Source organism: Hymenobacter sp. GOD-10R (assembly GCF_035609205.1).
Classification (GTDB): domain Bacteria; phylum Bacteroidota; class Bacteroidia; order Cytophagales; family Hymenobacteraceae; genus Hymenobacter.
Genome location: NZ_CP141185.1, coordinates 136,587 through 161,174 on the forward strand (window position 1 = coordinate 136,587; position 24,588 = coordinate 161,174).

The 24,588-nt window shown below is 64.3% G+C and carries 27 protein-coding genes, 1 pseudogene and 1 riboswitch; of the genes and pseudogenes, 17 read left to right on the forward strand and 11 right to left on the reverse strand.

Translation table 11 applies throughout. The features are described 5' to 3' along the window. Positions 1-26 precede the first annotated feature (26 nt). Genes SD425_RS27270 through SD425_RS27290 form a run of 5 tightly spaced genes read left to right on the forward strand, consistent with a single transcriptional unit; the run spans position 27 to position 3,320 of the window. Positions 27-164 carry a hypothetical protein gene (locus SD425_RS27270; RefSeq protein WP_324679723.1) on the forward strand — a complete coding sequence of 46 codons (138 nt, stop codon included), beginning with the start codon at positions 27-29 and terminating at the stop codon, positions 162-164. A 31-nt stretch (positions 165-195) separates the two neighbouring features. Continuing rightward, complete coding sequence (locus tag SD425_RS27275; RefSeq protein WP_324679725.1) at positions 196-615, forward strand: hypothetical protein; 420 nt, start codon at positions 196-198, stop codon at positions 613-615. A 41-nt stretch (positions 616-656) separates the two neighbouring features. After that, on the forward strand, positions 657-1,886 hold the full coding sequence (locus SD425_RS27280; protein ID WP_324679727.1) for a hypothetical protein: 1,230 nt from the start codon (positions 657-659) through the stop codon (positions 1,884-1,886). Positions 1,887-1,913: 27 nt separating this feature from the next. After that, positions 1,914-2,600, forward strand: a complete 687-nt coding sequence (locus SD425_RS27285) for a hypothetical protein (RefSeq protein WP_324679729.1) — start codon at positions 1,914-1,916, stop codon at positions 2,598-2,600. A 48-nt stretch (positions 2,601-2,648) separates the two neighbouring features. Further along, positions 2,649-3,320, forward strand: coding sequence for a hypothetical protein (locus tag SD425_RS27290; protein WP_324679731.1), 672 nt, complete (start codon positions 2,649-2,651; stop codon positions 3,318-3,320). Between the two features lie 165 nt (positions 3,321-3,485). Here SD425_RS27290 and SD425_RS27295 read toward each other — a convergent pair whose 3' ends face one another. The 3 genes from SD425_RS27295 to SD425_RS27305 form a co-directional block, all read right to left on the reverse strand. Further along, positions 3,486-4,349 (reverse strand): sigma-70 family RNA polymerase sigma factor, encoded by an 864-nt coding sequence (locus SD425_RS27295; RefSeq protein WP_324679733.1) that lies wholly within the window; start codon positions 4,347-4,349, stop codon positions 3,486-3,488. An 834-nt stretch (positions 4,350-5,183) separates the two neighbouring features. Then, on the reverse strand, positions 5,184-5,882 hold the full coding sequence (locus SD425_RS27300; protein WP_324679735.1) for a hypothetical protein: 699 nt from the start codon (positions 5,880-5,882) through the stop codon (positions 5,184-5,186). Then, positions 5,875-6,399 carry a hypothetical protein gene (locus SD425_RS27305; protein WP_324679737.1) on the reverse strand — a complete coding sequence of 175 codons (525 nt, stop codon included), beginning with the start codon at positions 6,397-6,399 and terminating at the stop codon, positions 5,875-5,877. Before SD425_RS27305 ends, SD425_RS27300 begins: the two co-directional genes overlap by 8 nt. Positions 6,400-6,667: 268 nt before the next feature. Between SD425_RS27305 and SD425_RS27310 the strand changes: the two genes are divergently transcribed. From SD425_RS27310 to SD425_RS27335, 6 genes are read left to right on the forward strand one after another with little or no spacing between them, the layout of a single operon-like run. Further along, a complete protein-coding gene (locus SD425_RS27310; RefSeq protein ID WP_324679739.1) occupies positions 6,668-7,540 on the forward strand; it encodes an SdiA-regulated domain-containing protein in 873 nt (290 codons plus the stop codon). Positions 7,541-7,553: 13 nt separating this feature from the next. Further along, entirely contained in the window at positions 7,554-7,967 is a 414-nt protein-coding gene (locus SD425_RS27315; protein ID WP_324679741.1) for an EamA family transporter, read from the forward strand. Positions 7,968-7,990: 23 nt separating this feature from the next. Then, positions 7,991-8,806 (forward strand): phosphatase PAP2 family protein, encoded by an 816-nt coding sequence (locus tag SD425_RS27320; RefSeq protein ID WP_324679743.1) that lies wholly within the window; start codon positions 7,991-7,993, stop codon positions 8,804-8,806. 25 nt (positions 8,807-8,831) lie between these two features. Then, positions 8,832-9,581: a hypothetical protein gene (locus SD425_RS27325; protein ID WP_324679745.1), complete on the forward strand. Its 750-nt coding sequence runs from the start codon at positions 8,832-8,834 to the stop codon at positions 9,579-9,581. Positions 9,582-9,624: 43 nt separating this feature from the next. Beyond that, positions 9,625-10,650, forward strand: a complete 1,026-nt coding sequence (locus SD425_RS27330) for a YncE family protein (RefSeq protein WP_324679747.1) — start codon at positions 9,625-9,627, stop codon at positions 10,648-10,650. A 14-nt stretch (positions 10,651-10,664) separates the two neighbouring features. Continuing rightward, a complete protein-coding gene (locus tag SD425_RS27335; protein ID WP_324679749.1) occupies positions 10,665-11,399 on the forward strand; it encodes a phosphatase PAP2 family protein in 735 nt (244 codons plus the stop codon). Between the two features lie 68 nt (positions 11,400-11,467). Here the strand turns inward: SD425_RS27335 and SD425_RS27340 are convergent, their stop codons facing one another. Beyond that, entirely contained in the window at positions 11,468-11,899 is a 432-nt protein-coding gene (locus tag SD425_RS27340; protein ID WP_324679751.1) for a hypothetical protein, read from the reverse strand. A gap of 149 nt (positions 11,900-12,048) precedes the next feature. On the opposite strand from SD425_RS27340, the gene SD425_RS27345 reads away from it, so the two are divergent. The 5 genes from SD425_RS27345 to SD425_RS27365 all read left to right on the forward strand — a co-directional run bounded on the left by SD425_RS27345 (position 12,049) and on the right by SD425_RS27365 (position 19,682). Then, a complete protein-coding gene (locus SD425_RS27345) occupies positions 12,049-12,732 on the forward strand; it encodes a response regulator transcription factor (RefSeq protein ID WP_324679753.1) in 684 nt (227 codons plus the stop codon). Then, on the forward strand, positions 12,729-14,024 hold the full coding sequence (locus SD425_RS27350) for a sensor histidine kinase (RefSeq protein WP_324679756.1): 1,296 nt from the start codon (positions 12,729-12,731) through the stop codon (positions 14,022-14,024). The genes SD425_RS27345 and SD425_RS27350 overlap by 4 nt, the downstream gene beginning before the upstream one ends. A gap of 101 nt (positions 14,025-14,125) precedes the next feature. Beyond that, positions 14,126-15,469 carry a TolC family protein gene (locus SD425_RS27355; RefSeq protein WP_324679758.1) on the forward strand — a complete coding sequence of 448 codons (1,344 nt, stop codon included), beginning with the start codon at positions 14,126-14,128 and terminating at the stop codon, positions 15,467-15,469. A gap of 56 nt (positions 15,470-15,525) precedes the next feature. Beyond that, positions 15,526-16,455 carry an efflux RND transporter periplasmic adaptor subunit gene (locus tag SD425_RS27360; RefSeq protein WP_324679760.1) on the forward strand — a complete coding sequence of 310 codons (930 nt, stop codon included), beginning with the start codon at positions 15,526-15,528 and terminating at the stop codon, positions 16,453-16,455. Further along, a complete protein-coding gene (locus SD425_RS27365) occupies positions 16,452-19,682 on the forward strand; it encodes an efflux RND transporter permease subunit (RefSeq protein ID WP_324679762.1) in 3,231 nt (1,076 codons plus the stop codon). The genes SD425_RS27360 and SD425_RS27365 overlap by 4 nt, the downstream gene beginning before the upstream one ends. Here SD425_RS27365 and SD425_RS27370 read toward each other — a convergent pair. After that, the gene (locus tag SD425_RS27370; RefSeq protein ID WP_324679763.1) at positions 19,662-19,994 is read right to left on the reverse strand and encodes a YnfA family protein; all 333 of its coding nucleotides are present in this window, start codon (positions 19,992-19,994) and stop codon (positions 19,662-19,664) included. The genes SD425_RS27365 and SD425_RS27370 overlap by 21 nt on opposite strands. A 98-nt stretch (positions 19,995-20,092) precedes the next feature. Here SD425_RS27370 and SD425_RS27375 point away from each other — a divergent pair, with 98 nt between their 5' ends. Beyond that, on the forward strand, positions 20,093-21,130 hold the full coding sequence (locus tag SD425_RS27375) for a hypothetical protein (protein WP_324679764.1): 1,038 nt from the start codon (positions 20,093-20,095) through the stop codon (positions 21,128-21,130). 115 nt (positions 21,131-21,245) lie between these two features. Here the strand turns inward: SD425_RS27375 and SD425_RS27380 are convergent, their stop codons facing one another. The 6 genes and pseudogenes from SD425_RS27380 to SD425_RS27405 form a co-directional block, all read right to left on the reverse strand. Further along, positions 21,246-21,419 (reverse strand): hypothetical protein, encoded by a 174-nt coding sequence (locus SD425_RS27380; protein WP_324679766.1) that lies wholly within the window; start codon positions 21,417-21,419, stop codon positions 21,246-21,248. Positions 21,420-21,432: 13 nt separating this feature from the next. Next, positions 21,433-21,822 (reverse strand): DUF190 domain-containing protein, encoded by a 390-nt coding sequence (locus tag SD425_RS27385; protein WP_324679768.1) that lies wholly within the window; start codon positions 21,820-21,822, stop codon positions 21,433-21,435. 10 nt (positions 21,823-21,832) lie between these two features. Beyond that, positions 21,833-22,168: a DUF190 domain-containing protein gene (locus tag SD425_RS27390; RefSeq protein WP_324679770.1), complete on the reverse strand. Its 336-nt coding sequence runs from the start codon at positions 22,166-22,168 to the stop codon at positions 21,833-21,835. Between the two features lie 26 nt (positions 22,169-22,194). Further along, entirely contained in the window at positions 22,195-22,572 is a 378-nt protein-coding gene (gene crcB, locus SD425_RS27395; protein WP_324679772.1) for a fluoride efflux transporter CrcB, read from the reverse strand. A gap of 71 nt (positions 22,573-22,643) precedes the next feature. Continuing rightward, positions 22,644-22,889, reverse strand: a pseudogene (eno, locus tag SD425_RS27400) (phosphopyruvate hydratase); the annotation flags it as partial. A 79-nt stretch (positions 22,890-22,968) separates the two neighbouring features. After that, positions 22,969-24,249, reverse strand: coding sequence for a voltage-gated chloride channel family protein (locus SD425_RS27405; protein WP_416381046.1), 1,281 nt, complete (start codon positions 24,247-24,249; stop codon positions 22,969-22,971). Between the two features lie 75 nt (positions 24,250-24,324). Next, a riboswitch (Fluoride riboswitch) is annotated at positions 24,325-24,398 on the reverse strand. Positions 24,399-24,588 lie beyond the last annotated feature (190 nt).

A 24,588-nucleotide genomic window follows, 5' to 3' on the forward strand; every position in this document is an offset into this window, starting at 1 on the left:
ACGAACGATAAAACAGCTCTTTATCCATGGTTGACGAAGCTTTTGATTTAGCCCCCGGTGAAGTATGGGCCGACCGGTTTGACCCCGCCGACGAAGCGCCCAGTTCACCTCCGGTAGTATCCGCCGCTGAGCTGGCGGCATGGGAGGCCGCCCCCTGGTTTTAGCCGGTCTTTTCACCTCAAACCCCTTTTTAGTATGAACACTCCCGCCCCTTTTCGCCCCGCCCGTCGCATTCCCGCCGCCCGCTTAGCCCGGCTCCGCGCTGCCCACGCCGCTCAGCGCCAGGCCCGCGAGGATGCCTGGCAAGCCCGGGAGGATGCCACGGCGCAGCTGACCAATCCGGTGCCTGAGTTTGAGGCCGCGCCCCGCTTAACGATGCTACCCGGTGGGCTGCATTGGTCGGCTCAGCAACCCGTGCCAGCAGTCGGGACGACGGTAACGGTGAACCGCGACGGCCACCCGGAGCGGGCCGAGGTGAAAGGCTACACCCACGCCGCCGGCTTTCTGGGACTGGTCACCGAAACCACCCATCACGCCAAAACTGCCAGCCGCCGGAAGCGCAGCAGCCCCCGCGCCGGCGTGGTATTTGGCAGCCAGCTAGCCCTGGCTGCCTAGCCCCCGGCCCAACTTCTCCCTACTCCCTTTTCCCCTTCGATATGATAATCCCAGCCCCCGCCGCCAAGCAGCCCCAAATTAGCCCCCTTGCTTGGGCCGGCGCCCCCGAGCAGTGCCCGCAGTGGGTAGGATTCTCCACCCGCGCCGGCTTACCGGCTGGCCTCCAATGGTCGGGTAGGGGCGAGGTGCCTGCCATCGGTACCCGCGTTCACATCTACATGAATGGCATCGGCCCCGCCGAGGTGAAAGCGTACTTTCACGCGGAGGGCTATTTAGGGGTGCTTTGCCAGCCGGATAAGATGCCGGAACATCTGGCGAAGCACGGCGTAACGCTGGGGCATTTTTTCGGCCGGGAGCTGGAACCCTACACGCCCGGCCCTGCTGCGCCGGCCCAGGTCCCCGAAGTGGTAGGAATCAGCTCGCAGGAGTACCGGGTGATTCCGGCCCCGCTCTATTACCGCCACCTGCACACCGGCCGCATTACGGTGGTGTACGGTGGACTGGCCGACTATTACGGTTTCTATGAAGTAGAAGCATTCATCGGCACGGACAGGCAGAACGCCGCCCAGCTGGCCGACCCTGCCAACTGGCAGGAGATTCCTGAGCACCATAAGCTAGAGGTTCACGAGGCCAGCCACGAGCGCAAGGGCCCGCAGATTTTCGCCCTTCGCGCCGGCACGGCCGACCAGGTGGACTACCTGACCGCGCAGTTCCCTGGCCCGTTCCGCCTCCCCGGCCGCGAGGCGTACACGTTCGACCAGTATGACACGCTGAGCGCCCTGGCCGAGGCCATGAAGGAGCAGGGCCAACAGTTCCGGGGCCGCATCGTGGAGAAAAACGAGTGGCGGACGTGGGTAGCGTTTGAGGAAGAAATGGACGGCAGCGGGGAGTGCCCGTGGGAACGGGTACAGCTCGATTTGGGCCAGCTGCCGCTCGACAGCTACGCCTACATTTCGGGCCGCCGGGCCACGGCCGAGGAAGGCGAGGGCAACGGCCGGGTAACGCTCTGGCAGCAGCCCAGCGGACAGTACTACGTGGAAACCGAGCCCCGCTTTCACTATGGGCACAATTACCCCACCCTGACCCCGCTAACGCTGACCCAGGTGCAGGCGCGGTATGCCTTCGAGTTCACGCCCAACGGCCAGGAGCCCGCGCCGGCCGAGCACGGCGACTGGATTCCCGAGTACCCGCCCCAGCAGGAAGACGAGCTGGCCGACAATCAGGACAGCCCCGAGTACCCGGAGTACCCGGCCGACGAGCTGCGCGACTAGCCTCACTTTTTACAATTGCAAAATCTTATGTTACCGAACCTCCCCGCCATCGAAACCCACGCCGGCCGCATTGCCATTGGGGCTACCGTCCGCAGCACCCGCTACCGCAACGTGCAGGGCCTGGTGACCGCCATTTACTGGAACGGCTACCACTACGCCATCCAGGTAAACGACCGCCACAGCGACGACGCGGGCCAGTACGAGCTGCTTTCTGAAAATACACACCAGGGCTTTAACTACGTCAATCCGAATACCCAGCAGGTCCTAAGCGGCCAGTTCGAGGTACTGCTGCCGGGGCAGGGGGACCGGATATATTTTGCCGACTCCGCCGAGCAGGCCATTGCCCTGCTGGCGGCTACCATCGGTCTGCGTGACCAGGCCCGCGAAGTCGAGTACCTGAAGCAGCGGGCCGCGGCCGGCCCGGTGGACGAACTGCGTTGGCGCGGGCAGGCCGTGGGCAGTTTCGTTGGCCAGCTCGCTTACGTGAGCACCGGTACCGGCAAGCAGCATCCCGCGCCCAGGTTTTTGGTGGGCCAGCAGGTGCATTTTTTCAGCCCCCACACCATCCACACGGTTAGCGGGCTGGCTCTGTACAAGGACCGCCTGAACTACGGCCAGACCCAGTGGCACTACTTCTACGAAGGAGCTAAGGGTACCCATCACCCCATGAGCGAGGCCAACACCACGGCCGCGCCGGCAGATTTGGCTGCGTAGCCATCGTTTTACAATTGCAAAATCAGCAGCTCTTTTCCCCCTTTTGTTATGGCTTACCCAACCCCCCAGGAAATCACGGCGAAGGCCGCTGCCAAAGGTTTTCGCGTTGGCGCTTACGTTCACATGAGCACCCGGAACGCCGACACGGCCGCGCCCATCCGCGAGTTCAGCAGCATCAACGGCCAAGTGCAGGCCGTTTGGATGAACGGTGCTTGCCGCACCCTGCTGGGCGAGTTACGCCTGAGTGCCCAGCACCGCTTGCCCTACCAGTTCCCGGCCGGCTATGACTTCCTGACCAGCCCGCAGCTCGTAGCCGAGGCCAGCCGCCAGACCGGCAGCACGGCCACCGGCACTTTCACCGCCGTCAGGGTGAAGGGCTATGGCACCGAGGCCGCGGATACGTGGGTAACTACCGACCCCCGCCCCGAGCACGAGGGCTCGGTTTACCGGAGCTTACGGTTACAGCCCGCGCCGGCACCCTTCGCAGAACTGAGCCCAAATATGGAATTTCTGTTGGCTGGCCAGTCGGTCACACCAGCCGACGTGGCGCACTGGCTCGATGCCGACACGAAGCAAGCAGCGAAGCTGTTCAAGGAAATGCAGCGCATCTACGGCCCTAAGCCCACAATGGTAGACTTAGGTTTGTTCAGTTGTGCTACCGAACTGGCCCCGATGGTGGGTAGCATAATGCAGGCCAGGAAGCAGGCCCAGGGCCGGTAGCCCCGCCCGCCTGAGCACTAAAAGAAAGTTGGCCTCGGTTAAAAGTTCCCCGGTCAGCTGACCGGGGCGCTTGCGCTCGGGAACCGGTGGCCGCCGACAAAAGGAGAAGCCAGGGTATTATTCAATCCCTATTACTGAAGTGCGCCAGCGGGCAGAACGGAACCGCTAGCCCAGGTACGGTTTCAGTGCCTTCGAGCGTGTAGTATGCTTGAGGCGTCGAATGGCTTTTTCCTTAATCTGCCTAACCCGCTCGCGGGTCAGGCTAAACGTTTCGCCAATCTCTTCCAAGGTCAGCGCCGTGTGGCCGTTCAGCCCAAAATGGAGCGTTACGACATCGGCCTCGCGCATAGTGAGGGTCGAGAGGGCCCGCTGGACTTCCCGGCGCAGGGAGTCGTTGAGCAAACCGGCATCGGGGCTTTCCGCGTCCTCATTCTCCATTACGTCGAGCAGGCGGTTTTCCTCGCCCTGCACGAAGGGTGCATCCATGGAGACGTGTCGGCCCGAGATTTTGAGCGTGTCCACTACTTCCGAGGTGCTCAGTTCCAGCAGTTCAGCAATCTCATCGGGGGAGGGCTCCCGCTCGAACTTCTGTTCTAGTTCGGAAAATGAGCGACTAATTTTATTGAGCGAGCCCACCCGGTTCAGGGGCAGGCGCACGATGCGGCTCTGCTCGGCCAGAGCCTGCAGGATGCTCTGGCGAATCCACCACACGGCGTAAGAGATGAACTTGAAGCCCTTCGTCTCATCGAAGCGCTTGGCCGCTTTAATCAGCCCCAGGTTGCCCTCGTTGATGAGGTCGCCCAGGGTCAGGCCCTGGTTCTGGTACTGCTTGGACACCGATACGACGAAACGTAGGTTGGCTTTGGTCAGCTTTTCGAGGGCCATCTGGTCGCCCTCGCGGATGCGCTGGGCCAGGTCCACTTCCTCGTCAATTGTCACCAGGCTCACTTTGCCAATCTCCTGCAGGTACTTATCCAGGGACTGGCTTTCGCGGTTGGTAATCTGTTTGCTGATTTTAAGCTGTCTCATGCGGTAACGCTACTACTTATTCTGGTTTCTGAATGGGGAAGAACCCACCCCTGGCACTTGGCGCTGCGGCCGGGTCTAATGGGTATCAAGATGCTGGCCGGCGGAAAGGTTCACGGTGAGGGGCAAAGTCCCGTCCCGGCCAGCAACTGCCGGTGCAGGTAGGCCACTAAATCAACGAAGGACTGCGGAGTGCGTGCCTAGCGGTGCGGGCCTTAGTGCTGACGATGGGTGCAGGCCTCTTGCTTCAAAAAGTATGGTCAGAGGCCGGCCACCTCAGGCTTTTGTGGTAGGCATCACACGGCCAGTGCCATCGGGGCCCTAGGTCTGCGATGCAGAGTAAGGGGGCGTACGATAGTAGGAACGGAAAACAACGCCAAGCCTACCTTACCACTAAAAATGGGCTGATTTGTCTCACCCAGTCAGTCAGGCTGGAATAAGCCGTTGATACAAGGGCGGGTTTATACGCTAAGCCCTCCAGTGGCGCAACGGGTACTGCACCACTGGCAGCAGTTCTTGCGAATCAGTACTTCCGCCGCCGTGGCCAAGTCTGCGGAGTAGATACGGGAGGCTACCTCGCGCAATTTCTTCGCTGCCAAGCAACCCGAATCTGCCGGTTCAGAGCCGGGTTGGAAATGCCGAATAGCAGCAGGGGCTAACGCACATTCTTTTCCCTTAAGAAGTGCTGACGGCAGTGGAGTGTTAAGTTTAGTAGATTAAAACCTGTTTTCTACGCTTCTTTTTAGTTTAACAGGTATTTGATGGTTGAAGCGTAGTTCCCCGACCAAGGAGTACAACCCTTGCATTTTATCAGGACGGCTGCTTTATCATCCATTCCTACTGTGTTGTATTTGCTAGGGCGGCCAATCTCTTTTCTATCAGATACTTCCGCGCATCACCCGACCCGTAGGGCAGGTGGCCATCTATGGCTTCCCGCATTTCTGGGTGCCGGAGCAGCTGCCCAACTTCAGCGGCGATATAAGCCCGCACCGCCTCAGAAGCGGTAGCAACCTCCGTGGCTAATTCGGGGCGGTTGTCAACCAGGTACACGATGTCTTCTAAATCATTGCTGAGGCGAATGTCCTGCATGCCCCGACTGCGCAAAGCTGCCAGCTTCGTGGCTACGAAGTAAACGGCTGGCATAATCTGAATAACCGTCTCATCGGGCAGCGTGTAAGGGAGCGCGTGCGCGAAGCCTTCCGGATACCAGGGATTCGAGAAGCCCAGAATATTGTCCTCGTTGAGGGGCATTATATCTACCACCAGGCTGCCCACCCGCCAGCGGCAGATAACTTTTGCCGTCTGGTCATTGACAAAGCCCAAGGCACGCAGTTCTTCTTCCAGGGCATAATAGGCCATGCGCGGGACGACTTCGATGATGCAGTCCACATCATTCGTAAAGCGAGACTCGGGCGCTTTCGGAACGGTGTTGTACAAACCAGCGGTGCTACCGCCCACGAATACCACCCGGCTCAGCACCGGCCCCAAAGCGCGGGCCACGGCTTGCAAGGCCGCCAGATTTACCTGGTTAGACATGATTCAGGAGGGTAATCTCGCTTAGCATATCCATAGCCAGCCGACGCTCGCGCGGGCGACCGACCCGCAGGGCATCGGTGAGGGCCAGCAACTCATAGAGTTGCGCATCTTCCCGGGCCACCTGCGGCACCTTGGGGTAGAGCGGGGCGATAGCTGCTCCCCAAACCTCCCCCTCGGCATCAGGCCAGACGTAGGCTTGTTCGGCCACAATCTGCGCCAGCAAGGGCGGCGCGCTATGGGCCGTGGGCAGGCCCCGGACCTGGGCACCCGGCTGGGTGGGAAACACCACCGGCAGGCCGTACAGGACAAACTCGGTAAAGGTGCGGCGGGCCACCCGGCGCCCGGTACTATCCAGCAGTCGAGCGTACTGGCAGCGCTTGATGCCAAAGGATACTTCCGTCGGGCTCAGAAACAAGGAGCGGGCTAAATCCTTGCTGAGCCAGCTGCCCTCTTCCAGCAACATAATCTTGAAGAGGATGACTATGTCTTGGGGTCGCATTCCATTGTGATGGCGCATGAGTAGTTAGTATTTTCAGTTTGCAAATTGCAAACTGAAAATCATTCTGACAAGTTTCAGCCTTGGCAGGGTTGAGTGATTGAGCTCATATTGATTAGGGGGCCCGAGTACTTGGCAAAAACTTTTCAAACTTAGGAATCTTAAACCTTCCCTACCTAAAAACCCTACGTGCCCAAACTATCGGCGCAGGTAACGAGCGGCGCTCCGAACAAGCTCAGAATTGCCTCCTAGTCTTGCCTTACCATCCCACACTTACCTGGTAAGGCTCATGCGACATTTTTTGCTGGCGGCGCTGCTGGCGGTTCCCGGCTACCCCCGGCCGGCAACCGGCGGGGCCCCGGCGGGTAGCTCCTACAACTTTACCCACCCGGCCACCACCTATGCTGTGCCGGCCGAGCTGCGCGAGCTATCCGGGCAGGCGTGGGGCAGCGCCCAGCAGCTGGCCTGCATCGAGGACGAAGCCGGCAGCCTATTTTTCTATAACCTGCGCACCCAGCGCCTCGACAGCACCGTGCAGTTTGCGGGCCCCGGCGACTACGAGGACGTGGCGCGGGTGCCCAGCGGCTGGCTCATCCTGCGCAGCGACGGCCGGCTGTTTAAGCGCGCCGGCCACGTAACTACTACGTACGACACTGGCCTGAGCGCCGCTAACGAGCCGGAAGGCCTCACCTACGACCCCGCCACTCAGACGCTGCTGGTGGCCTGCAAGGGCGAGCCCGGTGCGGGCCTGCCCGCCACCCAGCGGGCGGTGTACCGCCTCAATCCCCGCACCTACCACATCGACGCGGCCCCCGCCTACGTGCTGGATATTCCGGCCATCCTGGCCCGCTCGCCGGCCGCCGTGCGCCCCGGCGAAACCGCCCAAAAGGCCGGTAGCCTGAGTCGGTTTGCGCCCTCGGCCGTGGCGGTGCACCCACGCACCCACCACGTGTTCGTGCTCTCGGCCCGCGGCAACGACCTAGTGGAGCTGGATGCGCAGGGCGGGCTCGTGGCCGCGCACACGCTGGACCCGGCGCTGTTTCCGCAGCCCGAAGGCCTAGCATTTGCGCCCACTGGCGACCTGTTCGTGTCGAGCGAAGCCGGCAGCAAGCACGGGCCGGGCCGCTTGTATCGCTTCGCTGAGCTGCCAGCTAACCCTTAATCATTAGCTTACTATGTGGTGGATTTATGCCTTGCTCTCGGCCGTGTTTGCGGCGCTCACGGCCATTCTGGCCAAAATTGGCATTAAGGGTGTCGACTCTAACCTGGCTACGGCCATCCGCACGGTGGTTATCCTGGTGCTGGCCTGGGGCATTGTCTATTTCCGGGGCGGGCTCGACCAGATTGGCCTGCTCACGCGCACCAACCTGATTTTCCTGGGCTTGTCGGGCGTGGCCACGGGACTGTCGTGGATATTCTACTTCCGGGCCTTACAGCTGGGCAAAGTGTCGCAGGTGGCTCCGGTCGATAAGCTCAGCGTGGCCATTGCCATTGTGCTGTCGGTAGTGTTTTTGGGCGAGAAGCTGACCTGGCACACTGGCCTGGGCGCGGCAATGATTATCGGCGGCACGCTGGTCTTGATTTTCTGACTTCTTTTCAAGCCTTTTAGCCTATGCGCTTTTCCTTTCTAAAAGCGGCGGGCCTGGCCCTGCTGCTGGCCGGCCCGCTGGGCGCGACCCACGCCCAGCAGGTGCCCGCCCCGGCGGCGGCCGATACCCTGCACAAATACGAGCGCCCGGCGGTGGGCGTAGCAGCCGACGAAAAGCGCAGCTTTTTCCAAAGCAAGGGCTTCCGGGCGGCGGTCGTACCGGCGGTGCTCATCGGCTACGGCATCAGCACGATTAACGGCCACGGCTTCTACTCCAGCTACGATGCTAAGAGCGACATCAACCACCTCTTTGGCCCCGGCCGCCACACGCACGTCGATGATTACCTGCAATTCGCGCCCTACTTCGAGCTGGGCGGGGTGCTGCTGGCCGGCGTCGAGAGCAAAAACGACCGCGTGAACCTGGGCCTGGTCATCCTCAAGAGCGAGGTATTTATGCTGGCCAGCGTGTTCGCGGTGAAAAACCTGACCAACATCACCCGGCCCGATGGCACGGCCACGGCCTTCCCGTCGGGGCACACGGCGCAGGCGTTTCTGGCCGCCAGCATCGTGCACACCGAGCTGCGCGAGAAGAGCCAGTGGTACGGGGTAGGGGCCTACACCATTGCCACCGGCGTGGCCGCCCTGCGCATGCTAAACGACAAGCACTGGGAATCCGACGTGTTTGCCGGGGCGGGCTTCGGCATTCTCTCGGCCCACCTGGCCTACCTCACCCACCGCCACCGCTGGGGCCGCAAGCCGCTGGGCGCAGCCTCGTGGCAGGTAGCGCCGCTCTACTACGCCGGGGCCACGGGCCTGACGCTGCACTGGCAGCTGCGCTAAGCTACCTATTCATTGACTGCTTGTTATGAAGAAGATACCCGCCGTCACCCTACTGTTTTGGGTGATGAAAATCTGCGCCACCACGCTGGGCGAAACAGCCGGCGACCTGCTTTCCATGACCCTGAACGTGGGCTACGGCGTCAGCTCGCTCATCCTATTCAGCATTTTTCTGGTGGTGCTGGCGGGGCAGCTGGCCGTGCGCCGCTACGTGCCGGTGCTCTACTGGGCCGTGATACTGGCCACCAGCACGGCCGGCACCACGCTCTCCGACTACATGGACCGCACCCTGGGCCTGGGTTACGCCGCCGGCGCGGCCCTGCTCGTGACGCTGCTGCTACTCACGCTGGGGTTGTGGTGGCAGAGCGAAAAGTCCCTATCCGTCAATGACATCAAGACGCGCAAGGGCGAGCTGTTTTACTGGACGGCCATCTTATTTTCTAATACCCTAGGCACGGCACTGGGCGATTTTCTGGCCGACGACTCGGGCCTGGGCTTTGGGGGCGGGGCGCTGCTCATTGGCAGCCTACTGGCCGTGGTGGTGCTGGCGCACTACGTCACGCGGGTGCCGGGCGTGCTGCTGTTTTGGGTGGCCTTTGTGCTCACGCGGCCCTTTGGGGCCACGTTTGGCGACCTGTTGACCAAGACGCCTGAAAAGCACGGCTTGGGCTTTGGCACCACGGGCTCGTCGCTGATTCTGTTTGGCATCCTGGCCGGGCTGGTAGCCTACGAGTCGTTGCGCCCGGCGGCGCGCCCGGCCGAGCTACCCGCCCGCTAAAAAGCAGGTAGTCTTTCCTGCGTTCTCCTTTTTCAAATCTTCGATGAAACACTTGCTTGCTGCTGCCGCGCTTACACTATTGCTAGCGCCCGCGGCCCGCGCCCAAGCCCCTGCCGCGCCCTACCGCCTGCTGCACACCATTCCGGTGCCGGGCGATGGCGGCTGGGATTTTATGACCATTGACCCCGCCGGCAAACGCCTCTACGTGGCCCACAACGCCCAGGTCGACGTGATTGACCTGGCCACCCGCCGGGTGGTGGGCACCGTGACGGGCACGCCCGCCGCCCACGGCGTGGCCGTGGTGCCCGCCACCGGCCGCGGCTACGTGAGCTGCGGGCGCAACAACTACTGCGTGGCCTTCGACCTCAAAACCTTCCGCAACCTGGGTGCCATCGCCACCGGCCCCAAGCCCGACGCCGTGTTCTACGACGCATTTGCGAAGCGAATATTTGCCTTCAGCAACGCCGGGGGCCAAAGCTCGGTGCTCGACCCGGCCAGCGGCCGGGTAGTGGGCACGGCCGCGCTGGGCGGCGACGTGGAAGTGCCCGCCAGCGACGGCCAGGGCCACATTTTCGTGAATCTGGAAGACAAGAGCGAGGTGGTGGAGTTCGATGCCCGGTCGCTGGCCGTGCGCCACCGCTACCCCCTGGCGCCCGGGGCCGAGCCTACCGGTCTGGCTTTCAACCCGCGCACGCATCGCCTCTTCAGTGGTTGCGCCAACGGCAAGCTGGTGGTGACCGACAGCCAGACCGGCCGGCAGGTGGCGGTGCTGCCCATCGGCCAGGGCGTGGATGGTGTGGCCTTCGACGCCAGCGCCGGCAACATCGTGACCACCAACGGCGAGGGTACGCTCACCGTCATCCACGAAGATGCACCTGACAAGTACCGGGTGGTGGCCACCATCCCCACCGCCCCCGGCGCCCGCACCGTGACCCAGAGCCCCACCACGCACCACCTCTTCACCTGCACTGCCGACTTGGGCCCCGCCCCGGCACCCACGGCCGAGAACCCGCATCCGCGCCCAAGCATCGTGCCCGGTACGTTTCGGGTGCTCGAATATGGTCGCTAAACTAGCTACTGTTAATGAATGCATTGCATAGCCTTGCTGCGGCGTGGCGCCGCCATCGCCCCTTGCTGCTGCTGCTAGCCGTGGTGGCGGCTAGCTGGGGGCTATTTCTGGAGGTGGCGCACGAGCTGCGCGAAGACCGCCGCCAGCCCGACCACGGCTTTCCGTTTGACCGGCCAGTGCTCAACTTTTTGCACCAGCGCCCCACGCCGGCCCTGTGCGCGGTGGCCGCCCAGCTCAGTGACCTCCAGGGCCCGGTATGGCTGAGCGTGTACGCGCTGGGGGCCTTCGGGCTGGGCTGGGGACTCTACCGGCGGCGCTACCGCGAAGTCGGTTTTGCAGTGGGCGCGGTGGGCGGCACCATGGCCTTTAACCTGCTGGCCAAGTATCACTTCGAGCGGCTGCGGCCCGATTTTTACCACCAGGTATGCGGGGAAGCCTTGCGGCAGCTGCCCGACCCGAGCTTTCCCAGCGGCCACGTCATGGCTTCGCTGGCGTTGGCTAGTGCGGCCGGCATTCTGGGCTGGCGTACGCGCTGGCGCTGGGTGGGGTGGGGCATCGGCCTGCTGTTTGCGCTGGGAGTGGCGTGGTCGCGCCTTTACCTGGCCGCCCACTATCCGTCCGACGTGCTGGCCGGCTGGTTTGCCACCGGCGGCTGGGTGGGGAGCCTCTACCTGGCATTTGCGCGCTATCTGCCCACCTTACGGCCGTTGGGGCAGCAACCGGGGCTGCCAACCATTCGCGGGGGGTAGGGGGTGAAGGCCGCTACACCACCTAACAGGCCGTGCCCATCCGGGCCCGGCCTGCTTACCCAGGTTGGCTACTTTTTGGCGGGCGTGCCATCGGCGTGAAACACTACGTCCCGCCGCTTGCCGTGCTTGCTTAGCTCCGCCTCGTAGGTAGTAGCGCCGCTGGCCGCTACGATGGTAGCAGCTTCGGTTACTTTATAGCCTGGATAGGCGCGGGCCAGCGTGGCGCGCACCGGGGCGGGCAAATGGCTGGGGGCCATATCCGTCTCGGTTTCGAGCAGGGCCCCGGCCGGACTCAGCAACGCCGACATGGTGGCGCCGTTCAGCGTAAAGCCGGCTTCGTAGTGGTCGCCTTCCTTTTCCCAGGTGGGGGCTTTCACCGCCGGGAATGTTGCGTTGAAGGTGGCCACCACGGCGGCGGGCACCTGGGTTGGCTGGAGGGTTTGGGCCTGGGCTGAGTAGGCCAGGCCCGCCAGCAGTACTGGCAACAAGGTCTTTTTCATGTGGGTAATGGGGTAGGGGTTGAGAAACTACCTGCCAAGATTACCCGCTGATGTTGAGGATAATCGGAGTATGCCGCGTTATCCGGAAACCTAGTTGCCGGCCTCTGTAGCAGACCCTAGCCCCGTTGTTTTTCTTACTCCCGCATTCGATGAAACTGTTAATCATAGAAGACGAGGCCGAGCTGGCCGCCAGCCTCGTCAGCCACCTGCAAGGCCAGCAGTACGTGTGCGAAGTGGCCCGCACCTTCGCCGCCGCCGAGGAGAAATTGCTGCTCTTCGACTACGACTGCATTCTGCTCGACCTCACGCTGCCCGGCGGCGACGGCCTGGAGCTGCTGCGCCAGCTGCAAGCCCGCCAGCAAGCCGATGGCGTCATCATTACCTCGGCCCGCGATGCCCTCGACGACCGCATCGCGGGCCTGCACCTGGGGGCCGACGACTACCTGCCCAAGCCCTTTCACCTCTCCGAGCTGAGCGCCCGCATCGCGGCGCTGGTGCGGCGGCGGCGCTTCAACGGCTCCAACGTGGTGCAGGCCGGCCCGCTGGCCGTGGACGTGCTGGCCCGCACGGCTACCGTGCACGGCCAGCCGCTAACCCTCACGCGCAGCGAGCTGGACCTCTTGCTGCTGCTGCTGGCCAATCAGCGCCGGGTGGTGATGAAATCGACCATCGCCGAGCACGTGTCGGGCGATTTGGCCGAGCATTTCGACTCGTTCGAGCCGGTGTACACCCACGTCAAAAACCTGAAGCGCAAGCTCGGCGAGGTGGGCCTGGGCGAGTGCATCCGCACGGTGTACGGGCTGGGCTACCGCTTCGAGCTGCCCACCGCATGAGCACGCCGCGCCCCGTAAAGCTGCTGCTGCGCACGCTCCGCGCGCAGCTCGTGTACGCCGGCCTAGTGTCGGTGGCCGGCACGTTCGTGTTCTATTTCGTGCTGCAACAGCTCTACTACGTCGACGTGGACGAGGCCCTGCTGCTGCGCCGCGACGAGGTGGCCGCCAAGCTGCCGCTGCTGGCTTCGCCCGCCGACCTGGCCCTGTGGCAGCGCCTCGACCGCGACCTGGAACTGCGTCCTTTGCGCCCCGGTGAGGCCGCGCCGCCTACCCGTATCGTGGGCGAAAAGCGCTACTTGGCAGCGGCCAACGAGTGGGAGCCCTACCGCACGCTCACCACCACCGTGCCCTACCAGGGCCAGCCCTACCGGCTGGTGCTGCGCAGCTCATTGGTGGAAAGCGAAGATTTGCTGGTCGCCATCGGGCTGGCGCAGGCGGGGCTGCTGGTGGTGCTGCTGGGCGGGCTGGTGCTGGTGCAGCAGCGGGTAGCGCGGCGGCTCTGGCAGCCGTTTTACCAAACGCTGGCGCAGCTGCGACGCTTCCGGCTCGACCAGCGCGCACCCGTCGAGCTGGCGGCGTCGCCCACGCTGGAGTTTCAGGAGTTGAACACCGCTCTCACCGACCTGCTCACCCAGCACCGCCGCCTCTACCACAGCCAGAAGGAGTTTACCGAAAACGCGGCCCACGAGATGCAGACGCCCCTGGCCGTGCAGCACACCAAGCTGGAGCTACTGGCCCAGCAGCCCGACCTGAGCGAGGAGCAAGCCCAGCACCTCGACGCCCTGCTGGCCGTGACCCAGCGCCTGGCCCGCCTCAACCGCAGCCTGCTGCTGCTGGCCCGCCTCGAAAACCAGCAGTTCGCCGCCGACGAGCAGGTGGAGCTGAGCCAGGTACTTACCAGCCTGACCGCCCAGGTGCAAGAGCAAATCGAAGCGGCGGGCCTCTCCCTCACCCTGGCCCTGGCGGCCCCGGTAACCCTGCGCGCCAACGCTACCTTAGTAGAAATCCTGGTTAGTAACCTGCTGGTGAATGCCATCCGGCACAACGGGCCGGGCGGCACGGTAGCCGTAACCCTCACCGCTGGGCAGCTCACGGTGGAAAACACCGGCCGGGCCGAGGCACTGCCGGCTGGCCGCGAGTTTGCCCGCTTCCGCAAGGACGCGCTGAGCGCCGCCGGTGGGGTAGGGCTGGGGCTAGCCATCAGCCGCCAAATCTGCGATACCTGCGGGCTGACGCTGGCCTATGAGTTTGCCCCGCCCAACCGGCACCGCTTCACGGTGGGCTGGGCGTAGTGACCACGTACTCCGGCGCCCCCGCTCCGAAGCTGCTCAGAATTGCCCGATAGCTTGCCGGCCTAACCGGTCAATCCGGTTTTGCTATGCGGATGTTATTCTTGAAAATCAGCTATTTCAGAGCGTCGTGCCGACCGTTGCTACTGCTGGCGCTGCTGCTAGCCGGTCCGGCGGGCTGGGCGCAGCCCGCGCTGCCTACCCCGCCCGCGCCGACCCGTGACCTGAATTTTTACCTCACCCAGGCTAGCCAGAATAGCCCCCTGAGCCACGACGTGCGCAACCAGGGCCAGGCCGCGCAGCTCGAAACCGAGCGCCTGCGCGCCTTCTACACCAAGGCCACGGGCACGCTGGTGGCCAACTACACCGCCGTGCCCGTGCTGACGCGCGACAACGGGCAAACCCGCCTCAGCTACTCGGCCGACAACAGCACCAACTACGTGGGCTACGACGTGGCCCTGAGCAACGGCGCGCTCTACCAGGGCTACGCCCAGCTCACGCAGCCGCTCTTCAACCAGCAGCGCTTCGCGGCCTACGCCCAGCAGGCCCAGGGCCTGGCCCTCAGCCAGCAAAACCTGGCGCGGCTCTCACTGCACGATTTGGAGAAGCTGGTGGGTGACCAGTACATCCTCTGCCGGCAGGACCTGGACCAGCTCAGCTACGTGCGCGAGCTGCTCGGCATCCTCGACCGCCAGCGCCTGCTGGTGCGCAAGCTCGTGGAGGCTAGCCTATTGAAGCAGTCCGACTACGCCCTGCTCAGCATTGAGGTCGAAACCCAGCAGCTGTTTCTCAACACCTACCGCACGGCCTACCACCGCGACTTGCTCGATTTGAACGTGCTCTGCGGCCTGGGCGACACTACGGAGGTGCAGCTGGCCCCACCCAATCTGCCCCTGCGCGCGGGCAGCCCGGCACCCGGCCTCTCGGGCTTTACCGAGCGCTACCGGCTCGATAGCCTCACGCTGGCCGCCAACCAGCGCGTGTTTGAGCTGCGCTACCGGCCGGTGGTCAACGCCTTTGCCAACGGTGGCCTCAATGCCGTGACCCTGGCCGACCTGCCGCAGCGCTTCGGGGTGAGCGCGGGACTGAATTTCAGCCTTTACCTCTTCGACGGCCACCAGCGCCAGCTCAGCCGCGACCGCACCAGCGTGCTGCTCGAAACCACCCGCGCCTACCGCCAGAACTTCGCCACCGTGAACCCCGTGCGCCAGCAGCGTCTCCTCTACGAGCTGCGCCAGCTGGACGAGCGCCAGCGCCTGGCCCGCCAGCAAATCGCCAGCTACCGCCAGGTGCTCGACTCCTACAAGCGCGAGGTCATTGCCGGACAGCTCTCGGTGGTGAGCTACGTGCAGGTGCTCAAAAACTACGCCGTGGCCACCCGCGACCTGGTGCTGCTCGAAAACAACCGGCTGCTGCTCATCAACGCCTATAACTACTGGACCTGGTAGCCAGGCCGCGCCCGGACCGGGCCGGCTATTTTCTCACGGGTATCTGGTTTCTCCCTATGCTTTCTCGACTCTTATTTCGACTACTCGGCGGGCTGTCGGCTGGCCTGCTTGTCGCCTGCCACGCCAACGCGCCCACCGACGAGGCCGCCGGCCCGCCGCCCCGCGCCCAGGTGCAGGCCGTCACGGTGGCCACCCAAAGCCTGACGCAGTACCGCACGTTTCCGGCCACTTCCACCTACCCGCGCAAGAGCACCGTCACGGCCCCGGTGGCCGCTTACGTCACGGGCGTGCGGGTGCGCCTCGGCGACCGCGTGCGGGCCGGCCAGGTGCTCTTCACCCTCGAAACCAAGGAGCGCCGGGCCCTAGGGGGTTCCATTCAGCGCGTCGACCCCTCGCTCAAAGGCTTCGGGCTGGTGTCCGTTACGGCCCCCGCCAGCGGCATTGTGAGCGTGCTCAATATTCAGCAGTCGGGGGATTACCTGCTCGAAGGCTCCCCGTTGTGCACCGTGGCCGAAAGCAGCCAGCTCGTGTTTCAGCTCAACCTGCCCTACGAGTACCACGCCCTGGCGCAGGGCAACCCGCGCTGCACCATCGTGCTGCCCGACAGCACCCGCCTCACGGGCACGGTACTCGCGCCGCTGGCCAGCGTCAGCCCCGGCCAGTCGGAGGTGTACCTGGTGCGGCCGAATAACCCGCCGGGCGTCATCCCCGAAAATCTCATCGTGCAGGTGCGCCTCACCCAAACCAGGCAGCCCAACGCCCAGACGCTGCCCGCCGCCTGCGTGCTGGCCGACGAAACGCTGCACCACTTCTGGGTAATGAAGCTGGTCAATGACTCGACGGCCGTCAAAATCCCCGTGACGCTGGGCGTGCAAAACCCCGCCGAAATCGAAATAAAAACGCCCACCTTCGGGCCGACCGACCGCATCCTGAGCGCGGGTAACTACGGGCTAGCCGACACCGCCCACATCAAGCTGACCCGATGAGCGCGCCTACCACTACCCCGGCCGCCGCGCCCGCGCCGCCGCCCGCCGCCCCGGCAGCCGAGTCGGCCGAAACATCTTATTTCCAGACCTACCGCAAGCCGATTCTACTCATTGGCTTGCTGCTGCTGGCCGCGGGGCTGTTTGCCTATTCGCGGATGCAAACGGCTTTATTTCCGGAAGTTACCTTCCCCAAAATAACGCTCATCGCCGACGCCGGGCAGCAGCCCATCGACCGGATGATGCTAACCGTGACCAAGCCCCTGGAGGCCGCCGTGAAGCGCGTGAAAGGCGTGACCGTGGTGAAGAGCAGCACCAGCCGCGGCTCGTGTGTGATTCAGGTGTTCCTCAACTGGGACGTGGATGTGTACAGCACCAAGGCCCAACTCGAAAGCCGCGTGAACGAGATAAAAGGACTGCTGCCGGCCGGCGTCACCATCGCTACCGAGGCCATGAACCAGTCGCTGTTTCCGGTGCTGGGCTACTCGCTGGAAAGCAATTCGCGCTCGCCCATCGCCCTGCGCGACGCGGGCAACCTGCTGGCCCGGCCGCTGTTTTCGCAGGTACCGGGCGCGGCCAACGTGGTAGTGCGCGGCGGCAAAGCCAAGGAATTCGTGGTCATTCCCGACGCGGCCAAGCTGGCGGGCCAGCGCCTCACGGCCACCCAGCTGCAAGCCGCTTTCGCGGGTACCAACTTTGTACTCTCGGCCGGCAACCTAGCCAGCTTCCGGCGGCTCTACCTCACCCTCACCGATACCCGCCTGGGCACCGCCGACGACCTGCGCCAGGTGGTGGTGCGCGCCGACTCGGGCCGCGTAGTGCGGGTGCGCGATGTGGCCACCGTCGACATTCAGGAGCAGCAGGAGTTCGTGCTCATCAACGCCAACGGCCACGACGCGGTGCTCATCGACCTCGTGAAACAGCAGGGCGTGGACCTGGCCACCTTCGCCCGCGACGCCCACGCCAAGGCCGCCGAATTGCGCCGCCTCCTACCCCCCGGCATGACGCTCAAGCCCTACTACGACCAGTCGGTGTTCGTGACGGACAGCATTGACAGCGTGCTGCATAGCATCGTGGAAGGGCTGGGCCTAGCCATCCTGGTGATGATAGTGTTTCTGCGCTCGTGGCGGGCCAGCCTGGCGGTGCTGCTCACCATCCCGGTCACGGTCTGCTTCACACTGCTGGTGCTCTACCTGTTTGGCATCACGCTGGACATCATGTCGCTAGGCGCCATCGCGGCTTCCGTAGGCTTGATAATTGACGATGCAATCGTCATCATCGAGCAGATTTACCGCACCCACGAGGAGCACCCCGCGCACAGCAAAGTGCGGGTGGTGCAGGTGGCCATTCGCAGCCTGTTTCCGGCCATGGTGGCCTCTTCGCTGAGCACCATCGTCATCCACTTTCCCTTCCGGCTGATGAGCGGACTGGCGGGCAGCTTCTTCAAGGAATTATCGGACACCATGCAGATTACCATGGTCTGCTCGTTTCTGGTGACCTGGCTGCTGCTGCCAGTGCTGCACCTGCTCATCGGCTACCGCGCCGGCAAAAACGCCCACGCCCACAACGCCGCCCAGGAGCAGGCCGACAAGTTGAGCTGGCTCACGGGCCTCTTCGCCCGGCCGCTGCTGGCGCTGGTGCTACTGGTGGGGCTGGGCGTGGGGGCGTGGCTAGCCTCGGGCAAGCTCGAAACGGGCTTTTTGCCCGACCTCGACGAGGGTACCATCGTGCTCGACTACCACATGCCCTCGGGCACCGACCAGGCCGAAACCGACCGCGTGCTGCGCCGCATCGAAAAGGACATCATCACCCGGCACCCCGAAGTCGAAAGCTACTCGCGCCGCACCGGCATCGGCCTGGCTTTCGACACCCGCCAGCCCAACTACGGCGACTATCTCATCCAGCTTCGGCGCGACCACAAACTGACCACGCCCGAAGTCATCGCCCAGCTGCGCCAGCGCATCGAAGCCACCGAGCCCGCCCTCACCGTGGACTTTGGCCAGCGCATCGCCGACTTGCTCGGCGACCTCATGAGCAGCTCCAAGCCCATCGAAATCAAGCTTTTCGGCGACGACCAGGCCACGCTCGAAAAGCTCTCGGCCCACCTCGGCCAGGTGCTGGCGAAGGTGCCCGGCGTGGCCGACATCAACGACGGCCTGGTGGCGGCTGGCCCTAGCATCGTCTTCCGGCCCGACGTGGCCAAGCTGGCCCGCTACGGCCTCACGCCCCTCGATTTTCAGGCCCAGCTCAGCAACCTGGTGGGCGGGCAGGTGCTGAGCAACGGCACCACCCAGGCCAGCATTTCGCCGGCGCAGGCGGGCTCGCTGGGCGGCATCCAAGTGGGGCAGGTGCAGGACGGCGAGCAGATGCGCCAGGTGCTGCTGCGCTACGTCGATTTCAGCCACAACAGCCTGGCTCAATTGCAAAAGCAGGTTATCGCCCTGCCCACTGGCAGCGTGCGCCCACTGCCCTTTTTCGCCGCCCTTGACGTGGTGCCCGGCGAAGTCGAATTGCGCCGCGAAGACCTCAAGTCGGTGGCCCTCATCACGGCCCGCCTCGACGGGCGCGACCTGGGCTCGGCCATTCAGGACATCCGCCAGCAGGTGGGCCGGCAGGTGGCGCTGCCGCCTGGCTATACCATCGCCTACGGCGGGGCCTACGCCGAGCAGCAGGCCTCGTTTCGCGAGCTGCTGCTGATTTTGCTCACGGCCAGCCTGTTGGTGTTCGCGGTGCTACTGTTCCTGTTCCGCGAGTGGCTGATTTCGGCCCTGGTCCTTTTCATCTCCGTGATGGGCATCACCGGCTGCGTGCTGGGCCTGTTCTTCGCCGGCATCCCGCTGAACGTGAGCAGCTACACCGGCATCATCATGATTGTGGGCATCATCGCCGAAAACGCCATTTTCACGGTGCACCAGTTCTACGAGTCGCTGCGCGAGACCGGCGACGTGGACACGGCCATCCGCTACGCCATTGCCCTGCGCATCCGGCCCAAGCTGATGACGGCCATCGGGGCCATTCTGGCGCTCTCGCCGCTAGCCCTGGGCATCGGCCTGGGTGCGCAGATGCAGCAGCCGCTGGCCGTGGCCGTCATCGGCGGCTTCGTGGTAGCGCTGCCCATGCTGCTGTTCGTGCTGCCCACCGGCATGCGACTGATTTACCACCACGTGCGCCCGCCCGAGCTGGCCGAAGAAAGCCAGTCGGACCCGGCCCTAGCTGCGGGGCCAGCCTAGGATAACGCCTACCCCCACCAAGACGATGAGGCCCCCCATAACGTCGAAGCGGTCGGGCCGGAACCCGTCGAAATACCAGGCCCAAGCAATGGACAAGACGATGAACAGCGCTCCGTACACGGCGTAGGTTTTGCCAAAGGAAGTGGGCTGCCAGGTAGCCACGCCGCCATAGACCACCAGCAGCACCGCCCCGAGCAGCCCGTACCAGGCCGGCTTGCCCGACCGCAGCCACTGCCACACCAGGTAGCCCCCGCCGATTTCGCAAAAACCCGCCAGCAGAAACAGGCCCAGGGCCTTTAGAAGAACGAGCATAGGCAGCGGGGGCCACCGGCAACCCGCCAGCGGCCCGGCAAAGAACGCTACTTCCGCCCCGCTACGCTCCCCACTGCCACTTCCTCCCCCAGTTGCTTATGATTTATGCAGGTCCCCGGCTGCTAGCCAGCGCCGTTTTGCTTATCTGGCTGGTTAGCAGTTGCCAGTCCGCACCCCCGGCCGATACGCCCGCGGGCGTTGCCCAGCCAACCGCGCCCCCGCTGCTACGGCTACAACGCTCGGTGCCGCTGCCCCGCGTCAAAGGCGGCTTCGACCTGATGGCGCTCGACGCAGCCGGGCAGCGGCTGTTCGTCGCGGCCGAAGACAACCACACCGTCGAGGTAATTGACGTGCGCACGGGCCGGGCCCTGGCCAGCCTGCCGGGCTTCGACGAGCCCAAGTGGGTGGTGTACCGGCCCGCCGGCAACCGCCTGTTCGTGTCGACGGGTGGCGACGGGCGCGTGACGGAGCTGGACGGCACCACCTACCGGCGGGTGCGCAGCTACGCCTTTCGCGCGGCCTGCAACAACCTGCGCTTCGACAGCACGGCCCAGCAACTGGTAGTAGGCGTTGGCAAAAGCTTCGGGGCCCTGGGTTTAATTGATGTGGTCCGTAATAACGTGGTGGGCAAGATTCCGCTAGCTGGCTACGCCAAGCAGTTTGAGCTGGATGGCCCGCTTATTTACGTCAACGAACCCGCCCTGAATCAAGTGGAAGTCATCGACCGCCGAACGCAGAAAAGCGTCGCCGCCTGGCCGGTTGCCGGTACTAGCCAGAATATTCCGATGGCGCTGGACCGTGGGCACCACCGCCTGTTTGTGGCCTGCGCACCGGGGCAGCTAGTCGTGTTGGCTACCCCTGGCGGCCAGCAGGTGGCTAGCTTACCCATCCCGGCGGCGGCCGATGGCATTTACTATGACCCGCGCCGGGCGCGGCTCTACGTTTCCTGCGGGGCCGGGGCCCTGGTGGTCATCGCCCAGCAAGCGCCCGATGCTTATCGCGTGCTTCAAACCTTGCCCACGGTGCCAGGGGCGGGCACTTCGCTGTACTCGCCGGCCCTGGACCGCCTTTTCCTAGCTACCCCGCAAAGAGCCGGGCAGTTGGCGGCCATTCGTATGTACCAGCCTGCTCCTTAACCTCTCAAACTAGCGCATAGTCGGCTTTCAGACGAGCGTCGTGCGCTCGCCGTTCACGGCCGCCATCATGCTAGTGCTGAAACTGAAGAGCCAACACCCAGCCATCTTTCAATTGCTACTCGGAGCATTGCTCACGCAGGCTATCGCCGCGCTGGTCGACCCGCACTCGCTCTACCAACACCTCAAGCAAGGCTTCTTCGGCGAGTCGCTGGCCCAGAAAATAATTGCGCCGCCTGACGCAATAGAAAAACTCGGTACCCGAGTGCCGCCCGCTAACGAGCGAGCGCAACTCCACAAATCAACTATCCCGGCAAGTTGCCGGCAATTTCCCACTGCTCGACGGGGCGAAACACCACGACTTTGCCCCGCAGCAGCTCCTGCTGCTGCTGGCAGAAAGCGAGTAGCCGCGCGCGCTCATCAAGCAGTTCCACGCACAGGGCCAGCTGGCCCGCTTCTACTTCGAGGTGGCGGGCGCGCACGGCCCCGCCCAGCACGTAGCCGTAGCCGCTGGTGTGGGTAGTGGCCTGTAAGATGCCGAAAGCGTGCGCCTTATCGACCAGCGCATGGGCCAGCGGGTCGGGGAAGAGGCGGCCGCGCAGGCCCGGCGCGGCGTGCTTGTCGGCCTGGGTGAGGTAGATACGCAATTCGCCCAGCTCGCGCACGGCGGGGGGGAGGGGTGGGGTAGGAGCCATTGGTCAATACTTAATAATGCGCGGCTTGTACCTCGGTCAGCGTGAGTAGCCCACCGCTGCCCGCCTCGCTGAACAGGCGCTCGACCTCGGGCAGAAAGCGGGCGATGGCAGCCGGGCTATCCACGAAGTCCAGCACCAGGGGCAGGTTTTCGGCCAGGGTCAGCAGCTTGGCCGACTCCACCTGGCCCTGCGCCCCGAAGCCCAGCACGCCCTTGGTGACGGTGGCCCCGGACAGGCCCGCCTGCCGCGCCGCGTACACCAGGGCCTCGTAGAGCGGCTGGTGCTGGTGCTTGTCCTGCTCGCTCACGTAGAGGCGCAGCAGCTGCGCCGGTTGCAAAGTAGCCATGCGATAAAAGGGTTAAGAAGAGAAGTTTATAAAAAGCGCACCGCCACCACGCCCGCAAACGTGGCCCCCAGCCCCAGCAGCACGCTGCCGGCCACGTAGAGGGCCACGTAGCCATATTCGCCGTCGGTGAGCATGCTGATGGTTTCGTAGGAGAAGGTCGAAAACGTGGTGAAGCCCCCGCAAAAGCCCGTGGTGAGCAGCAGCCGCAGCTCGGGCGAGCCGATAGTGCCCCGCTCGGCCGCCGCGTAGAAAAAGCCAATGAGCAGGCAGCCCAATACGTTGACCAGCAGCGTACCCAGCGGAAACGGGTGCACGAAGTACCGCGCCACCAGCAGCTGCAACAAATAGCGGCCCACGCTGCCCACGGCCCCGCCCACGGCGATAATGGCTAGTAATCGAAACATAAGGTGCACTTTGAGAAGTCGGCCCCGGTGGGCTACTGGTGCCAGTAGCCCACCGGGGTAGCCGCCGTAATTTATTGGTTATTAAAGGCTTTAATACCCGCGAAACGCCCCGCGCGGCCCAGCTCGCGCTCGATGCGCAGCAGCTGGTTGAACTTGGCGATGCGCTCGGAGCGCGAGCCGCTGCCGGTTTTGAGGTGGCCCGCGCCGGTGGCCACCGTGAGGTCGGCCACGAAGGTGTCCTCGGTCTCGCCCGAGCGGTGCGACACGAACTGGTGGTGGCCGTTGACCAGCAATAGCAGGCGCGTGTCCAGGGTTTGCAGCTGGTCGAGCATGGGGAGAAAAGAAGGGGAAGGGGTGGAAAGCGGAAAGCCTTGGCGGACTGGCATCGGGGCGGTGTCAGGGCTGCTTGGCGGCGTGCAGCTCGCCCAGGCGGCGGCCCAGGTGCCGGCCCAGCAGCGGGTGCTTGGCCTGGCCCACCCGCTGGGCGGTGTAAATGCCACTGTGGCCCGAGAACAGGTAAGCCACCACGCAGCTCACGCCCAGGTAGATACCCGCATGCATGCCGAACAGCTCCAGGCCCATGAAAAGGCAGGCCAGCGGCGTATTGGCCGCGCCCGCAAACACGCCCACGAAGCCCATTCCCGCCAGCAGCGCCACCGGCAGCGGCAGCACCACGGCCAGGGCCGAGCCCAGCGCCGCCCCGATGAAAAACAGCGGCGTGACCTCGCCGCCCTTGAAGCCCGCCCCCAGCGTGAGGGCCGTCAAGGCCAGCTTCCAGGCAAAATCCTGGGGCGGCAGCGGGTGCTCAAACGCCTCCACGATAACCGGCACGCCCAGGCCGGCGTAGCGCATGGTGCCCAGGCCCCACAGGGTGCCCGCTACCAGCACGCCGCCCACCACCGGCCGCAGCGGCGCGTACTTTATGCGAGCAAATTGCTTACTTATCCAGTGGGTAAGGGTAGCGAAGCTACGGGCCGCAAGGCCAAACAGGGCCCCCACCAGCAGCGTGCAGCCCAGCCCCAGGGCCGTGAGCGGCACGGCCGCTAGCTCGGGATAGTGCGTGTGACCCACGCCCCAGGCCCGGGTCACCACATCGGCCACCACGGCGGCCAGAAAGCTGGGCAAAATGGCCTCGTAGCGCATCGAGCCGAGTAAAAACACTTCCAGCCCAAACACCGCCCCGGCCAGCGGCGTGCCAAATACCGACGCAAAGCCCGCGCTCATGCCCGCGATGAGCAGCAGGTGCCGCTCGCGCCGGGGCAGCCAGCGCGAGAGCTGGTCGGCCAGCGCGCCGCCCATCTGCACGGCCGTGCCCTCGCGCCCCGCCGAGCCGCCAAACAGGTGCGTGAGCAGCGTACCGCCCAGCACCAGCGGCACCAGCCGCAGCGGAATCACTTCGCTCGGGGCGTGGATTTCATCCAAAATCAGGTTGTTGCCTTTCACCACCCGGTTGCCGAAGCGGTGGTAGGCGAGGCCCACTAGCAGACCGCCTACCGGCAGCAGGGCCAGGGCCCACGAGTGGGCCTCACGCCAGCGCGTCACCCATTCCAGACTGACTAAAAAGCCTGCTGAGGCGGTACCGGCCAACGCGCCGACCAAGCTTGCCAGCAGCAGCCAGCGTAGCACAAACCAAACCGTGGGGGTAGGGGAGAGGGCCCGTAAGCGGGCGGGTACCAAGCGGGAGTAAATAGGGGGATAAGCCACGGGAGCGAACATTAAGATGAACTACTCGGCGTAGCCACTAGGGCCAGCCGTCTCGTAGGAATCATCAGCGCAGCGCACCAGGCGCCGGCGGTTCGCGGTGGAAATCCATCACCGTACTGCGCCCTTATACGGAGTGGCGAAGAGCGGGTTATAGTGACGAGGCAAAATGGCAACTGCGGGCCAACTTCTACGACCACCTCGAATCCGGCGTGGCGCTAATGAAGCAGGAGCTGGCCGGCGCGGTGGGCCTCGGCCACGCCTTGGGGCGTGAGGTTCATGTCGGTCTAGTTGGTGAAGACGTTGGCCAGGTTG

Bases quoted from the DNA above. Each gene is read 5' to 3' on its own strand.
- SD425_RS27345 (WP_324679753.1), top strand. From the start codon at position 12,049: ATGAAACTGTTAATCATAGAAGACGAGGCCGAGCTGGCCGCCAGCCTC.
- SD425_RS27310 (WP_324679739.1), top strand. From the start codon at position 6,668: ATGCGACATTTTTTGCTGGCGGCGCTGCTGGCGGTTCCCGGCTACCCC.
- SD425_RS27325 (WP_324679745.1), top strand. From the start codon at position 8,832: ATGAAGAAGATACCCGCCGTCACCCTACTGTTTTGGGTGATGAAAATC.
- SD425_RS27285 (WP_324679729.1), top strand. From the start codon at position 1,914: ATGTTACCGAACCTCCCCGCCATCGAAACCCACGCCGGCCGCATTGCC.
- SD425_RS27365 (WP_324679762.1), top strand. From the start codon at position 16,452: ATGAGCGCGCCTACCACTACCCCGGCCGCCGCGCCCGCGCCGCCGCCC.
- SD425_RS27270 (WP_324679723.1), top strand. From the start codon at position 27: ATGGTTGACGAAGCTTTTGATTTAGCCCCCGGTGAAGTATGGGCCGAC.
- SD425_RS27385 (WP_324679768.1), bottom strand. From the start codon at position 21,822: ATGGCTCCTACCCCACCCCTCCCCCCCGCCGTGCGCGAGCTGGGCGAA.
- SD425_RS27275 (WP_324679725.1), top strand. From the start codon at position 196: ATGAACACTCCCGCCCCTTTTCGCCCCGCCCGTCGCATTCCCGCCGCC.
- SD425_RS27290 (WP_324679731.1), top strand. From the start codon at position 2,649: ATGGCTTACCCAACCCCCCAGGAAATCACGGCGAAGGCCGCTGCCAAA.
- SD425_RS27350 (WP_324679756.1), top strand. From the start codon at position 12,729: ATGAGCACGCCGCGCCCCGTAAAGCTGCTGCTGCGCACGCTCCGCGCG.
- SD425_RS27360 (WP_324679760.1), top strand. From the start codon at position 15,526: ATGCTTTCTCGACTCTTATTTCGACTACTCGGCGGGCTGTCGGCTGGC.
- SD425_RS27315 (WP_324679741.1), top strand. From the start codon at position 7,554: ATGTGGTGGATTTATGCCTTGCTCTCGGCCGTGTTTGCGGCGCTCACG.
- SD425_RS27300 (WP_324679735.1), bottom strand. From the start codon at position 5,882: ATGTCTAACCAGGTAAATCTGGCGGCCTTGCAAGCCGTGGCCCGCGCT.
- SD425_RS27375 (WP_324679764.1), top strand. From the start codon at position 20,093: ATGATTTATGCAGGTCCCCGGCTGCTAGCCAGCGCCGTTTTGCTTATC.
- SD425_RS27340 (WP_324679751.1), bottom strand. From the start codon at position 11,899: ATGAAAAAGACCTTGTTGCCAGTACTGCTGGCGGGCCTGGCCTACTCA.
- SD425_RS27330 (WP_324679747.1), top strand. From the start codon at position 9,625: ATGAAACACTTGCTTGCTGCTGCCGCGCTTACACTATTGCTAGCGCCC.
- SD425_RS27295 (WP_324679733.1), bottom strand. From the start codon at position 4,349: ATGAGACAGCTTAAAATCAGCAAACAGATTACCAACCGCGAAAGCCAG.
- SD425_RS27320 (WP_324679743.1), top strand. From the start codon at position 7,991: ATGCGCTTTTCCTTTCTAAAAGCGGCGGGCCTGGCCCTGCTGCTGGCC.
- SD425_RS27305 (WP_324679737.1), bottom strand. From the start codon at position 6,399: ATGCGCCATCACAATGGAATGCGACCCCAAGACATAGTCATCCTCTTC.
- SD425_RS27280 (WP_324679727.1), top strand. From the start codon at position 657: ATGATAATCCCAGCCCCCGCCGCCAAGCAGCCCCAAATTAGCCCCCTT.
- SD425_RS27390 (WP_324679770.1), bottom strand. From the start codon at position 22,168: ATGGCTACTTTGCAACCGGCGCAGCTGCTGCGCCTCTACGTGAGCGAG.
- crcB (WP_324679772.1), bottom strand. From the start codon at position 22,572: ATGTTTCGATTACTAGCCATTATCGCCGTGGGCGGGGCCGTGGGCAGC.
- SD425_RS27370 (WP_324679763.1), bottom strand. From the start codon at position 19,994: ATGCTCGTTCTTCTAAAGGCCCTGGGCCTGTTTCTGCTGGCGGGTTTT.
- SD425_RS27335 (WP_324679749.1), top strand. From the start codon at position 10,665: ATGAATGCATTGCATAGCCTTGCTGCGGCGTGGCGCCGCCATCGCCCC.